The following is a 14,156-nucleotide window of genomic DNA, read 5'->3' as shown; positions in this document are numbered from 1 at the left end:
AACATCGCTATGAACGCGCTCAAACAACACACCGGTCCGGCGCGGCCGGGCCGCTGGACTCCGCTGGCGCTGGCCGCCGCGCTGTTCCTCGCGGCCTGCTCGCTGGCACCGAACTACGAGAAGCCGGACGTGGGCACGCCCACGGCCTTCAAGGAAGCGGCCGAATCTTCCAAACTGGCCGCCGACGCACCGCTGGCCGCCGGCGAACAAGGCAAATGGAAGACCGCTGAACCGTCGATGCCGGCCGACGGCGCGTGGTGGAAGATCTTCAACGACCCGACGCTCGACAAGCTCGAAGCGCAGGCCGCTGAAGCGAGCCCCACGCTGGCCGCCGCGGCCGCGCGCGTCACGCAGGCGCGCGCCTTCGTGCAGGCCAATCGCGCATCGCTGTTCCCGGAACTCGATGCGGGCTTTGGCCCCACGCGCCAGCGCCCTTCGGCCGCGTCGGCGGGCCTGCCGGTCGGTGCGCCCGTGCAGCCGCAAACGTACTGGCGCGCGCAGGCCACGGTGGCGTATGAAGCCGATCTCTTCGGCCGCGTACGCAACAGCATCGATGCCGCCGGCGCCGATGCCGAACGCGTGGAAGCGCTGTACCGCGCCGCGCGCCTGTCGCTGCAGGCCGACGTTGCACAGACGTACTTCAGCCTGCGCACGCTCGATGCCGAAGAAGCGCTGCTCGCACGCACCGTCGTCGGCCGCGAAGAGGCGCTCAGGCTCGTGCAGCGCCGCTTCAACACCGGCGACATCGGCGAGCTGGACGTTGCGCGCGCCGACGCCGAGCTGGCCACCGCGCGCTCCGACCGCATTGGCGTGCAGCGCCGCCGCGCCGTGCTGGAGCACGCGCTCGCCACGCTGCTCGGCAAGGCCCCCGCCGACTTCAGCATGGACGCGCAACCGCTGACCGCGCTGGACGTGCGCGTGCCGGCCGGCCTGCCCTCCGCCCTGCTGGAGCGCCGCCCGGACGTGGCCGCCGCCGAGCGTTCCATGGCGGCCGCCAATGCGCGCATCGGCGTGGCACGCGCGGCGTTCTTCCCGCAGCTGCAGCTCACGGGCGGCTTCGGTTATGAGTCGCACGACATCGGTGACCTGCTCAAATGGGGCAGCCGCACGTGGATTCTCGGCCCGCTGGTCGGCACTGCGCTGTCGCTGCCGATCTTTGACGGCGGCGCCCGCAGCGCTGGCGTGAAGCAGGCGCGCGCCGCGTATGAAGAGAACGTTGCGAACTACCGCGAAAGCGTGCTGGTCGCCTTCCGCGAGGTGGAAGACAACCTGTCAGACCTGCGCCTTCTGGCCGATCAGTCCAAGGCCCAGAGCGATGCGGTGCGCGCCTCCTCGCGCGCGGCACAGCTCTCGCGCACGCGCTACAACGCGGGGTCGGTCAACTACCTGGACGTGATCGATGCGGAGCGCAACATGCTCTCGGCCGAGCGCATCGGCGTGCAGCTGGCCGGTGCCCGCGTCAATGCCACGGTCGGCCTCATCAAGGCGCTGGGCGGCGGCTGGGGCGATCTGCCCGCGCAACAGGCCCAGCCGGCAACGGTGGCCCAGCAGTAAGACGTTGCTCCTCTCTCGGGAAAGCGAGATTACGCGCGGCTTCGGCCGCGTTTTTTTTTGGCGCTTTGTTCGTGGGCGGTGGCGCTCCATCCTCCTCGTCGAAGCCGGATGCCGCACGGACTCTCCGTTCCGGGCATGAAAAAAGCGCGGCGCCTTCCGGACGCCGCGCACCGTGCACTTGGGGGAAGCACAAGGATTAAATCGCCTCCAGCTCGCGGCCGCGCGTTTCCGGCAGCGTGAGCGCCGCCAGGATCAGCAGGCCATACGCGCCCGCGGCAAAGATGCCGATGGCGTGCCCGAGCGACGAATGCGCGCTCACCTGCCCGATCAGGAACGGAAAACTCGCGCCCACGGCCCGGCCCACGTTGTAGCAGAAGCCCTGGCCCGAGCCGCGCACCGAGGTCGGAAACAGCTCGGTCAGGAACGCGCCCATGCCCGCAAAGATGCCGGAGGCAAAGAAGCCCAGTGGCAGACCGAGCACCAGCATCAGGCTGTCGGTCACGTCCAGCTGCGTGTACACGAGCGCCACCACCATCGACCCGGCGGCAAACAGGATGAAATTGCGCTTGCGGCCCAGGCGGTCCGTCAGCACGGCGCTGGTCAGGTAGCCGATGTACGAGCCGATGATGACCACCGCCAGGTAGCCGCCGGTGCCCAGCACCGTCAGGTGGCGCTCGGTCTTCAGGAAGGTGGGCAGCCACGTGGTGATCGCGTAGTAGCCACCTTGCGCGCCGGTCGTCAGCACAGCGGCCCGCAACGTCGTGCTCAGCAGGCGCGGCGAGAAGATCGCAAAGAAGCTCGAGCCCACGCCGCCGGTCTGCTGAGACTTCGCCTCCTGATACACCTGCGGCTCCTTCACCAGCCGGCGCAGGAAGAACACGAACACCGCCGGCACGATGCCCACCAGGAACAGCGCGCGCCATGCGGTCTCGGGCGGCATCACGCTGAAGAGCCACGCGTACAGCAGCGCCGATGCACCCCAGCCCAGGGCCCACCCGGCCTGCACCATGCCCACGGCCTTGCCGCGGTCCTGCGCGCGGATGGCCTCGCCGATCAGCACGGCGCCGGCCGTCCACTCGCCGCCAAAGCCGAAGCCCATCAGCGTGCGGGCAATCAGCAGCTGCCCGTAGTTCTGCGCGAGGCCGCACAGGAACGTGAAGACGGCAAACCACAGGATCGTGATCTGCAGCGCGCGCACGCGGCCGATGCGGTCCGACAGGATGCCCGCCACCCAGCCGCCCGCCGCCGATGCCAGCAGCGTGCACGTGCCGATCAACCCCGCATCGGCCTTGGAGAGCCCCCACACGCCGATCAGCGTGGGGATGACGAAGCTCAGGATCTGCGTGTCCATGGCGTCGAGCGCGTAGCCGACCTTGCAGCTCCAGAACGTGCGCCGCTCCTGCGGCGAGATCTCCCGGTACCAGCGGAACAGGCCGCCCGGATTCGCGGCGGATGGGGCTGCGGTGTCCGCCTCGGTGGGCGCTCGCGCAACCGATGCTTCGGTCGTCATGGTGCTTCCTCCTTTTTCACTGTTGCTGTCTCGTGCTTCTTTTTGTTTGTGATAGGCCAACGCCTCTGCGTGCGCCAGCGGGAACCCCGACCCGTCCGCCCCTGCTTCTCTCCGTCCTGAAGGCCTGCGATGCGGCAGCGAATCCGATCAGACCAGCGCCGCGGTGCGCAGGTCGGTGATCAGCATGTGCCCCGGCGCGTGGGTGATGCACAGCTCCGGCCGTGCCTGCTGCACCACGGCCTGGGGCGTGACGCCGCAGGCCCAGAACACCGGCACTTCGCCTGGCTGCACGGGCACGGCATCGCCCCAGTCGGGTTGCGCGAGGTCCGCAATGCCGATGGCGGCCGGATCCCCAAAGTGCACCGGTGCGCCGTGCGCACGCGGCATGCGCGAGGTGATCTCGATGGCACGGATGGCATCGGGCACCGACATCGGCCGCATCGACACAACGAGCTTGCCCGCAAGGCGCGACGTCCCGGCCGTGTCGATCGACGTGCGGTACATCGCCACGTTGCGCGCCATGGCGATATGGCGCAGCGGCACGCCGGCCTCCATCAGCGCGTGCTCGAACGAGAACGAACAGCCGATGGCGAAGGCGACCATGTCGTCCGTCCACAGCGCTTCCGCGTCGAGCGGTTCGTCGGCGAGCTCGCCATGGCGGTACACGCGGTAGCGCGGCACATCGCGGCGCACGTCCACGTCCTGGCCCAGGTGGCGGAACACGGGCACACCGGGCTCCGTCACGTCCAGCAGCGGACACGGCTTCGGGTTCAGCTGGCAGAAACGCAGGAACTCGTTGGCCCAGGTGTCGCGCAGCATCACGATATTGGCCTGCACATGACCATCGCACAGCCCGCTGGTGTGACCGCGCAGCACGCCGGAGCGGGCCGCCAGCCGCGCCGAGTACGGGTTCGCGTAAGACACGCTGGCCGCCGTGCGGGCAGGTGCGGAAATCGGCGCCGGTTGTTCCGGCATTCTTTTTGCCTGGGCTGACTCCACTGCCATGTTCATACAAAGCTCGTCCACAAGGTTGTTCGTGCGGCAAATTGTGAAAGCGCGATGAAACCGGGTCCAACGAAAGTTTCGGATGGCAGGCGATAGAAAAAGCTGATTGCCGCGGCCACGACCCAAGCCACACCTGCGCGTGTAGAATCCTTCGCCCCAACCGTTGCCCCCAGCCTCCGATGCGTCACCAAGCGGATTACCAAGCGATCCTGGACACCATCCACCGCGACATCCAGCCGTGGCTCGGCCGGGGCCGCGTCGCCGACTACATCCCCGAGCTGGCCAAGGCCAGCGCGTCGGATTTCGGCATGGCCATCGTCACGCTGCAGGGCCAGGTTCATCGCGTGGGCAAGGCCGATGTGCCGTTCTCGATCCAGAGCATCTCGAAGCTGTTTGCCTGCACGCTGGCCTTCCAGCTGGAGGGCGAATCGCTGTGGCAGCGCGTGGGCCGCGAGCCTTCCGGCAATGCCTTCAACTCGCTCGTGCAGCTCGAATATGAAAACGGCATTCCGCGCAATCCGTTCATCAACGCCGGCGCGCTCGTCGTGACCGACGTGCTGTGCCGGCGCTTCGTGCAGGCCGAGACCGCGCTGGTGCAGTTCATGCGGCGGCTGGTCGGCAACCCGGGCATCGATTACGCGCCGCGCGTGGCCGAATCGGAGCTGGCCCATGCCGACCGCAACCGCGCCATGGCGCACTTCATGAAGAGCTTCGGCAACCTGCACATGCCGGTGGAGACCGTGATCGATGCCTACTGCCGCCAGTGCGCCATCGAGATGAACTGCACCGACCTGGCGCGCGCCGTGCTGTTCCTGGCAAACGCCGGCGTGGTGCCCTGGAGCGGCGAGCGCATCGTCGATGCCAGCCCCGCCAAGCGCCTGTCCGCGCTGATGCTGACCTGCGGCACCTATGATGCCGCCGGCGACTTCGTCTACCGCGTCGGCCTGCCCGCCAAGAGCGGCGTGGGCGGCGGCATCGTGGCCGTGCTGCCGGAGGAGTTCGGCGTGTGCGTGTGGTCGCCGGGGCTCGATGTCAGCGGCAACTCGCTGGCCGGCCTGCAGGCGCTGGAATGGCTGACCACGCTGTCCGGCCGGTCGATCTTCTGACGCGGGCGCCGCGCCACGTTCAGGCGGCCTCGGTGCTGCGCTCGAGGTCTTCGGCAATCGCGTAACGCGGCCCCACCGAGAGGCAGAACTCCCGCGCCATCGTGCGCGCCAGGCCGACGATGGCCTCGTGCACCTCCAGCCCCGCACCCACGCGCCACGACGCGATGACGGGCAACGCCGGCAAGGCCGGGTCCACTTCGAGCACCGTCAGCGCACCGCTTTCGATGCGGTCGCGCACCAGCACGGTCGGCAGCGCCCCCACGCCAAAGCCGTCGCCCACCAGCCGCGTCATGGCGGCCACCGAGTTGACGCAGTTCACGCGCAGCGATTCCACGCCGTTCAGGTGCAGCAGGTTCAGCATGTCCTGGTGCGGCCGCGAATTGCGCACGAAGGTGATGAGCCGCTCTTGCGCCAGTTCGGCAAGGCTCGCGTACGGATGCGCCAGCCGCGAGCTGGTGGCCACCACCCAGTGGATTGGGTACTGCGCCAGCTGCACGTTGCGCACGCTCTCGGCGCGCAGCAGGTCGGTCTGGAAGGCGATGTCGAGCGCGCCCTTCTGCAACTGCTCGACCAGGTGCATCGCGCTGTCGGCCACCAGTTCAATTTCGAGCGCGGGAAACATCTCGGCCGTGCGCGCGATCAGCGGCGAGAGCCACGTGTGGATGACGCTGTCCATGGCCCCCACCCGTACGCGGCCCTCAAAGCCGGGACGCTGCGCCACGGCGGCCTGCAGCTGATGCAGCGTGCTGACCATGCGGTCGGCATATTCGAGCACCTTGTGGCCATCGGGCGTGAGCTGCACGCCCCGCGTGTCGCGGTCGAACAGGCGCACGCCCAGTTCCTCTTCCAGCGCGGCAATGCGCGCCGAGATGGACGCCTGCGTGGTGAACAGCTTGTCGGCCGTGAGACGGAAGCTGCGCAATCGCGCGACCCAGACGAAGGTTTCCAGAAACCGTAGGTTCATGCCCTGCCCCTCATGCTGTTGTGTGCGGCCCTTCTACCGCCTTGCGCGTACGGGGCTGGCCCACCCCGCCGCCGTCATTCTTACCAAGCCCCGTGCCGGCGGCCACGGCGTCTCGTAGTTTCTACAACGCACTGCATCACACGCCGCCGCCGCACTACGTGTTTTGCCAATAGCTGCGTTGCCGACCGGCGTCCAGAATGCCCCTATCACCGGGTTGCTTTCAATCAGGCACACCCCGCATGGGGCGCCGCTGGAGAACACCATGCCCGCCATCGACGAGATCAACGGCCGCATCGTCTACTACCGGCCGCCGCCCCCGAAGCCCCAGCCCACGCCAGAACAGCAGCAGGCCGCCGCCAGCGCCAGGACCAAGACCGACACGGCCATCCAGAACGCCAACGGCGCGGTCAACAACTACATCAAGAATGGCGACGATTCGGACGCCGCAAAGGCAAAGCTCGACCGGCCGCTGTCCGATGTCATCACCTCGGTGCAGAACGAACTGCGCCTGCAGGCGGACCAGGCGGCGCCCGGCAACGAAAAGCAGGCCGTGGAAGATGCCGCTGCCGCCATCAAGAAGCGGGACCCAGACGCCAAATGGCTCGACAAGATCGTCGACGACGCCAAGGAAGCGGTGGAGAAGCAAGACCCGAGCCAGCGCGCGACGTCCGAAGCACGCGACGGCGTGCTCGATGCCCAGGACAAGCTGCACCAGGCGCAGAGCGTCAAGGTCACCAGCCGCATCGCCGCGGAAGACAAGGGCGACTCCGTCAGCGCCGCGCAGGCTGATCTGGAGAAGGCCATACAGACGTTCAAGACGGCCATCGGCAACGAGCTTGCCGGCTACGAGACGTTCGGCTCTGGCGACAACCTGAAGGCGGCCGACAGCGCGGTCGACGCATTGGCCAAGGCGCACCCCGACTGGGACGACGGCAGCATTGCGTTTGCCAGGAACATCGCCACGGGTGACGCGATCCGCTACCAGATCCAGCACGTCGACCCGAACGACCCGACGCTGTCGGCGCAGGACAAGGCGCTTGCCACGAACGACCCCGTGCAGTTTGCGTGCGTGCAGCTTGCCCGGCCGTACGGCAAGGAGAAGAACGCCGAACAGGTCTTCGAGCAGATCGGGGCGGCCAGCTACGACGTGCGCGTGGCCTACACCAAGGATCAGGTCACGCAGCACATGAAGAACGGCGACGCCGAGGGCGCGCTGAAGATCCTTGCCACCAACATGAACGACGTATCGGTTTCCAGCGCCGATACCGAAGCGCGCGACCACCTGTTCCAGGTAGCCGGCGAGCCCTTCTTTGGTGCCCACAGCGACTACTTCGACAGGCAGATCACCAACCTCACGCAGGTCTACAAATACGACCCGAGCGACCCCGACAGCGGCAGGAAGATGGCCGACAGCACCGTCAAGTACGACGCCGTCGGCAAATGGATGAAGGACCTCGCCAAGGTGGCACCGCCTGAGGTGGCGAGCAACCTGCTGTCCACCGTTCAGGACCGTTTCAACGACAACGGCCACTGGTTCCAGAGCAACTCGGGCGATACGTCCGGCTTGATCGCTCATGGGTCGGATTTCTACGGCGGGCTGAGCCTCGCAGCCGCCGTGGCCGACGCGCCGCGCTTTGCCAGCGACCAGCCGAGTACCGACCACGCGCAGCAGGTGGCCAACTGGCTGACCACGAACGCCGACGCCAAGTCGTTCCTCTACAGCATGCAGACCTCCGGCTCGGGAGGCACCATGCCGTCGTGGACGCCCGTGCAGAACGCCGTGGGCGAAGGCAACGGCGGCACGCTCACGAACGCGCTGATCCAGCAGCACGGCAAGGACCTGCCCAACGCCGACATGCTGCAGCGGGCCTTCGAGCGCGGCAACGAGAAGGTCCGGCAGCGGCAGGCGGAAGCGGACTACAACACTTTCCAGGCAGACCAGGACGCGGGCTTGAAGACCCTCTTCGGCCAGATGTCGAAGGCGACCTTCGGCAAGGACACACCGCTCTACAACGACAAGCGCCAGACGTTCACCGGCCCCGACGCCGACACGCAGCTCAAGAACTACATCGGCGGCGCGCTGATGATCCAGGCCGACAACGCCGGCGCGCAAGGCAGCGGCGCCACCGGCACGGCGTGGTTCACCAGCGGCAACAGCACGAAGATCATCAACGAGGTCAGCGACGCGATCCACAAGTACGGCGGCGACAACCCGACCGTCAAGGCCATTCCGATCGCCTATGTGGACAAGAGCGCGGGCGTCATGCCCACGGCACTGTTCGAGGTGAAGGGCACCGACGGCAAGACGCACTACATCGACGACCGCGGCTGGGAGTACAAGGACCTCGACGAATACCGGCGCAACAACGCGCTGTCCGACGGCGGCACGATCTACGTGCCGAAGAACCTGGCGGGCAGCGTCACGGCCGGCCCCACCGGGGTTCCGGACGTCGACCATTTCAGTGCGCACATCACCACCACGGGCCAGAAGATCCGGCACGTGGTCGACATCGTGGCCGGCGTAGCCACGGCGGTGGGCGGGGTCATCCTCTCGGTCGGTTCGGGCGGCACGCTGTCGTTCGTGGGCGGTGCGATGGTGGCGGTCGGCACGGGCTGGATGGTGGGGGAATCGATCGACCACCTGAACACACTGGCCGATCACGGCCGGTCGTGGTCGCCGACGAACCCCGAGGCGTTCAACGACTGGCTGGCGATCGTCACGTCTGCGGCGGGCGAATACAGCCTCGCCGGCAAGGGCCTCTCGGCGGTGTCGGAAGCGGCGGCCGCCTCGAGGATGTTCAGGCTCACCCGCACCGCATCGGACGTCGTCGCGGGGATAGCCGGCGTGGTCATGACCGGCGCGCAGGTCAGGGATCTCCTGATGTACGGCGACCGCATGTCGGGCGAGCAGAAGGCCGAGGCGATCATGTTCCTCGGTCTCGGCCTCGGCCAGATCGGTGCGACGCGCATGCTCCAACGCATGGGCCTCTCGCAAGGCACCGAGCGCACCGGCCTGCTCAATGCACTCAAGAACAACGCCGACCGCTACAAGACCACGGAGATGCCGGCGGAGCCGACCACGATGGCCGCCAACGACCCCGCCAGCGCCGGACGGCCCAAGGGCGATCCGACCAACGAGCCGGTCGTCACGCAGACCGGCGGCCAGCACACCGAGCCCGAAGGCGGCACGACCGGCAACGACGGCAAGACCACCGAGGCCGGCACCGACCCCGCGGCCCCCCCCAAGGGCAAGACCGGACCGGTGGCCGATTCCACGACGGACAAGACCGGCAGCGCAGCCGATCCGCCGGGCACCGGCCCCGCGCGCCCATCGCGTCCGCTGCCCGGTGCGCTCGATGATCTTGCCAACCCGGAGGTCACGCTCACGGGCTTCACCGACACCCAGAAGGCGCTGGATGCGGACCAGCAGAACGCATTGGCGCGGCATGCCAACCTGCTGCTCGACGCCGAGAACTACCGCACCAGCGGCAGCACCGTCGGCCGCCACCCGCGCGGCATCGGCGTGCGGCGCCTGGCGGCCGCGCTGGCAAAGATGAGCGACGAGCAGCGCCGGCTCATCCTCGACAAGGCCGAGTTCGCGCGCGACACCGCCAACATCAAGGACCCGGTGCGCATGAGCTGGCGCCAGCGCATGCAGCTCTATCGCGGCAAGTCGTCGGTGTTCGGGCGGACGGCCGATCGCATCATGTCGCCGGTCGACCGCATCCAGGCCATCTTCGTCGATCGCGGCATCCGCAATTTCTTCGTCAAGGGCGGCACGGAAGACGCGGCGGCGGCGCTGGTCGGCGTTAAGCGCATCCTGATGGTGACCGGCTTCACGGTCGGGCGCGACGCTGAAACGGGCCGCTTGCTGCCGGAAACCGACGGCCCCGTCGGCGCCGCAGAAAAAGCCGCGACGCTGGCGCGCGCCGGCTACGACATCACCATCGCCACCGACTCGGCCAGCATGCCGGTGCTGCAGGCCGTGCTGGACACGTACGAAGGCGGCAACCTCGTCAAGCTCGAGCTGTTCGACGCCAGGCGTGGCCAGCCCGCGCGCGATGCGGCCAACGCGCTGCTCGACCGCGTGCAGCCGGAGGCGGTGGTCGCCATCGAACTGCCCGCGCGCAATGCCGACGGCGACTACCTGAACATGCGCGGCGTCTCGGTGGCCGACGTGAACGCGCCAAAAGACGAGATCGTGCTGGCCGCCAACGAACGCGACGGCATCATCACGGTGGGCGTTGGCGACGGCGGCAACGAAGCCGGCATGGGCAGCCTGCGCAGCAAGATCCCGGCCGTCGCACTGGCCGACGGCAGCCAGGTCGATTTCGCGTCGACGGTGCCGGTGGATTTTCCCGTCACGGCGTGGAACTCCAACTTCGGCGCGCAGGCCATTCTCGCCAACATGCTGCGCCAGATGGGCCGCATGGACCTGATGCCCAAGCCCGAGCAGCTGCACGCGGCCATCAAGGCCTCGGTGGAGGCTGGCGCGGTGGACGGCGTGAGCCGCAAGGGCGAAGCCAGCGTGGACGGCTTCCCGTCGCAGGTACACCAGGGCATGCTCGTGCTGCTGACCGAGGCGATGAACCACATGCCCAAGGGCAAGACGTTCGATCAGGCAACGGCCACCGAGCCCTTCACGTTGGCCGCGTTCGACTCCAGCAACGGCGGCCTGATCGCGGCCAGGAACATGCTGGCGACCATCAAGGCGCAGACCGGCGAAGACCTGCGCGTGGCCATCGTCGTGGACCACGCCAACGCCCCCTACGGACCCAAGGGGCCGGACACACTGGTCCGCCTGGTCGGCAATGGCCTGCAGACCGCGCGGCGCCTGAAGGCGGCGATGGTCGCCATGGCGTGCAACACCGCCTGCACGGCGTTCCCGAAGGCGCTGGAGAACATCGACGTGCCGGTCATCGATCTGATCGATATCACCTCGCGCGCGATCGTGCAGCACGGCGGCGACCGCCCTGCCGTCATCGCCACCGCCGGCACCGTCAAGAGCGGCGCCTACCAGAACACGGTGGCCGAGCTCACCGATGGCGCCATCCGCCCGCAGGCCGTGGCCGCCCACAAGTTCGCGGATTTCGTCAACGCCCTCAAGCACAAGAGTGACGACCCGGCCGTGAAGACCGAGCTGCAATCCGCCTCCGACGCCTATGTGGCCGAGCTGGACCCGAACACAACGTCGCTCTGGCTGTGCTGCACCCACTACCCGGCCATGAAGGATTTCCTGGTGCGCTCGCTGGAAAAGCGTGGCATGGACATCCCCGTCATCGACCCGATGAAGTACCAGGCGGAGGCCGTCCTCAAGGCCATCGACGCGCGCGAATGGAAGGTGCCCAGCGCCGCGTACGCCACCGACCCTTACGTGGTGACCTCGGGCAAGACCAAGGCCGTGAGCGAATCGGCACGCAACCTGATGGAACTGCCCGACGTGCCCGTGCAGCGGGTGCGCCGCTTCGGTCCCGGCAAGACGCTCGACGACGTGATTCCGCCGAACCGGCGCATCGAGCCCAGCCCCATCAGCAATGCCGTGATGGCGATGTTCGACCCCGACATGGCCCGCATCGAGAACCCGCTCGGCATCGACAACGCCGCGGGCGCGCTGCAGAACAGCAACCGCATCCTCGTCCTGGCCGGCTCGCGCAATGCGCACGGCGCCGTGGACACCGACGGCCTGGCCGGTGCGGCGCTCTTCGGCCACGACATGCGGGCGGCCGGCAAGGAGATCGTCTACGTGGTGCCGCATGAAGCGGTGCCCGCGCTCGATGCCGCCCTGCAGGCGCGCGGCGCGGCCGTCAACGACTACAGCATCATCCCGTTCGATGCCGCGCCCGGCGAAGCGGCACGCAACTTCGCGCATGACCTGCTCGGCGCCGAATCGCCGGACGCGATCGTCTCGATCAACGTGCACGGCCGCAATGCCGAGGGCCGCTACATCGACCAGAACGGCGTCGACGTCACCGACCAGACCGTGCCGCTCGATGAAGTGGCCGTGGCGGGCTGGAAGGCCGACGGCGTGGTGACGATCGGCGTGGGCTCGCGCGGGCACGAGGCCGGCATGGGCAACACGCGCCGCACGGCGCCGCGCGTGACGCTGCCCGACGGCACAGTGGTCGACCCGCGCTCGGTGGTGCCGGCCGCCCACCTGGTGACGGCATCGACGTCCAACTGGGGCGCGCACGGCCTGGCAGCATCCGCCCTGAAAGCGGCCGGCCGCACCGATCTGCTGACCACGCACCAGCAGCACATGGACGTGCTGCAAGCCACGGTCGACGCCGGTGCCATCGATGGCGCAACGGGCCGCGCGCAGGCGACCGTTGGCGGGCAGGACCGCAACGCATACGAGACCGTCGTCCGCATGATCAACCTGGCCGCGGGCCAAAAGCTCGAGCCGCCTGCCGCGAGCGCCACCGGCCCGCAGGGCCCGGAAGGTCCGCAGCCCGGCAACCCTGCGTCGAACACGCCGCCCACGAGCGGCAAGACGGGCGAGCCGACCACGTCGGCCGCAAAGCCCGCCGGCGCAGGAGACGACGGCAGCGGCACGCCACCGAAGGCGCCGGACGGCACCGCCGGCAGCGACGAGCCCAAGCGCAAGCCGTGGATCCGCTGGATCTTCGCGGGCTCGCTCACGGGCGCGTTCTCGACGGCCGCGACGTCAGCCACGCTCACGTCCGCGCACATTCCTTCCGCGGCGTTCGACCCGGCCGTCACCAGCCCGCTGTCGTTCATCTATCGCGGCGGCATTGCCGCGCTGCGCGCCAACAAGGCACGTGCGATCAACGAACAGCTCGGCAAGCTGGGCACGGAGGACTCCGCTGCGGCCCTGGCATGGCTCAAGACCAACGTGCGCGGCCAGGCCGGACGCTGGGGCATCTCAAAGGCCGACCGCGCGGCGATCGGGGAAGCGATCGACCATTTCCAGTCGAATCCGGATGCGCTCACCGCCGCCCTCGCGCGCAAGGACGACCCAGCAGCGCAGAAGAGCGACCCGGACGTGCGGCGCCTGCAAGCGCTGCTGGGCGCGCCCGGCAAGCTGCTGTCGCCCAAGAGCTTCACGGGCCGCGCCAACGACACGCTGCAATTGCTCACGCTCGCGCTCAACAACGGCAATACTGCGTACTGGTTTGCCACGCACGGCGCGCATCTCAATACACCGGCCTTCTGGAGCAACGCGCTGTTCCTGACGGCCAACCTGGCGCTGTCCAGCCGCAACTTTGCGGGGCGGCTCGGCGCCACGTTCAACGACAAGGCCACCATGGGCAGCCCATGGCTGAACCGCGCGCAGGCGTTCACGATGTCGCTGTACACGGTCGGCTCGGTGCCGCTGGCGATGAACGATGCGCTCATGCACACCAACAGCCCCGCCATGGGCGCCACCAAGGCCGCGCTGGATCTCGCATTCGGCGCCGGCGCGCTGCGGCTGGCGGGCGACCTGATGCCGAAGGTCGGCAAGCGCCTGCCGAGCAGTGCGATGGTGCCCGGCGGCGTGCTGCTGGGTGTGGCTGCCGTCACGCGCTTCGGCATCGAGTTCTTCGTACCAAACCAGACGCCCGCGCCCGCGGTGTCGCAAGTGCAGGGCAATGGCAAGGGCAAGGGCAAGGGCAAGGGCAATGACAACCAGCAGGATCAGGGCATGCCGCCTGTCGCCACGCTTGCGTTTCCGGACATGCAGGGGGTCAGCGGCGAAGTGCTGCGTGCCGACGCCACGCAGGCGCTGCGGTCCGTGGGCACCGCTACGTCGCCGCAATACGCGATCGTCGGCCCCGGCGACACGCTCTGGCGCCTGAGCGCCGCCGATGCGGCCAGGCTGCTCGGCACGAAGGCTCCCGCGTCGGACGCGCGCACGGCAGCCGCGCTCGCCAAGCTGCATGCACTGAACCACCAGTTCGACTGGGCCGCGCTGGACGGCGATCCGCAGACGCCGGGCGCGACAGCGCAAGACCCGGACCTCGTCGTGCCGGGCGACATCGTGCGGATCGGTTAGCGGACCCGCAGGCCGGCATACGCC

Annotated in this window: 6 protein-coding genes; 3 read left to right on the top strand and 3 right to left on the bottom strand. The window is 68.5% G+C overall.

Annotation, left to right across the window (positions count from 1 at the left end; all coding sequences use genetic code 11):
- Window positions 1-9: 9 nt before the first annotated feature.
- Window positions 10-1,554: an efflux transporter outer membrane subunit gene (locus tag A6M56_RS00305; RefSeq protein ID WP_045219974.1), complete on the top strand. Its 1,545-nt coding sequence runs from the start codon at window positions 10-12 to the stop codon at window positions 1,552-1,554.
- Between the two features lie 196 nt (window positions 1,555-1,750).
- Here A6M56_RS00305 and A6M56_RS00300 read toward each other — a convergent pair whose 3' ends face one another.
- Together A6M56_RS00300 and A6M56_RS00295 are read right to left on the bottom strand one after the other, a co-directional pair.
- The gene (locus A6M56_RS00300) at window positions 1,751-3,064 is read right to left on the bottom strand and encodes an MFS transporter (RefSeq protein ID WP_102078951.1); all 1,314 of its coding nucleotides are present in this window, start codon (window positions 3,062-3,064) and stop codon (window positions 1,751-1,753) included.
- 147 nt (window positions 3,065-3,211) lie between these two features.
- The gene (locus A6M56_RS00295) at window positions 3,212-4,039 is read right to left on the bottom strand and encodes a putative hydro-lyase (RefSeq protein WP_373271723.1); all 828 of its coding nucleotides are present in this window, start codon (window positions 4,037-4,039) and stop codon (window positions 3,212-3,214) included.
- Between the two features lie 209 nt (window positions 4,040-4,248).
- Between A6M56_RS00295 and A6M56_RS00290 the strand changes: the two genes are divergently transcribed.
- Window positions 4,249-5,175: a glutaminase gene (locus A6M56_RS00290; protein ID WP_102078952.1), complete on the top strand. Its 927-nt coding sequence runs from the start codon at window positions 4,249-4,251 to the stop codon at window positions 5,173-5,175.
- Window positions 5,176-5,194: 19 nt separating this feature from the next.
- On the opposite strand, the gene A6M56_RS00285 is transcribed toward A6M56_RS00290, so the two are convergent.
- Complete coding sequence (locus tag A6M56_RS00285) at window positions 5,195-6,139, bottom strand: LysR family transcriptional regulator (protein WP_102078953.1); 945 nt, start codon at window positions 6,137-6,139, stop codon at window positions 5,195-5,197.
- A 262-nt stretch (window positions 6,140-6,401) separates the two neighbouring features.
- Between A6M56_RS00285 and A6M56_RS00280 the strand changes: the two genes are divergently transcribed.
- Window positions 6,402-14,132, top strand: a complete 7,731-nt coding sequence (locus A6M56_RS00280; RefSeq protein WP_102078954.1) for a glutamate cyclase domain-containing protein — start codon at window positions 6,402-6,404, stop codon at window positions 14,130-14,132.
- The last annotated feature ends 24 nt before the right edge of the window (window positions 14,133-14,156 follow it).

Origin of the sequence: Ralstonia sp. RL (assembly GCF_001683835.1) — a bacterium.
GTDB classification, from domain to species: domain Bacteria; phylum Pseudomonadota; class Gammaproteobacteria; order Burkholderiales; family Burkholderiaceae; genus Ralstonia; species Ralstonia mannitolilytica.
The sequence above is the reverse complement of the archived record's forward strand: the minus strand, read 5'-3'. Positions and strand labels throughout refer to the sequence as shown.

Bases quoted from the DNA above. Each gene is read 5' to 3' on its own strand.
- A6M56_RS00300 (WP_102078951.1), bottom strand. From the start codon at position 3,064: ATGACGACCGAAGCATCGGTTGCGCGAGCGCCCACCGAGGCGGACACC.
- A6M56_RS00280 (WP_102078954.1), top strand. From the start codon at position 6,402: ATGCCCGCCATCGACGAGATCAACGGCCGCATCGTCTACTACCGGCCG.
- A6M56_RS00290 (WP_102078952.1), top strand. From the start codon at position 4,249: ATGCGTCACCAAGCGGATTACCAAGCGATCCTGGACACCATCCACCGC.
- A6M56_RS00295 (WP_373271723.1), bottom strand. From the start codon at position 4,039: ATGCCGGAACAACCGGCGCCGATTTCCGCACCTGCCCGCACGGCGGCC.
- A6M56_RS00305 (WP_045219974.1), top strand. From the start codon at position 10: ATGAACGCGCTCAAACAACACACCGGTCCGGCGCGGCCGGGCCGCTGG.
- A6M56_RS00285 (WP_102078953.1), bottom strand. From the start codon at position 6,139: ATGAACCTACGGTTTCTGGAAACCTTCGTCTGGGTCGCGCGATTGCGC.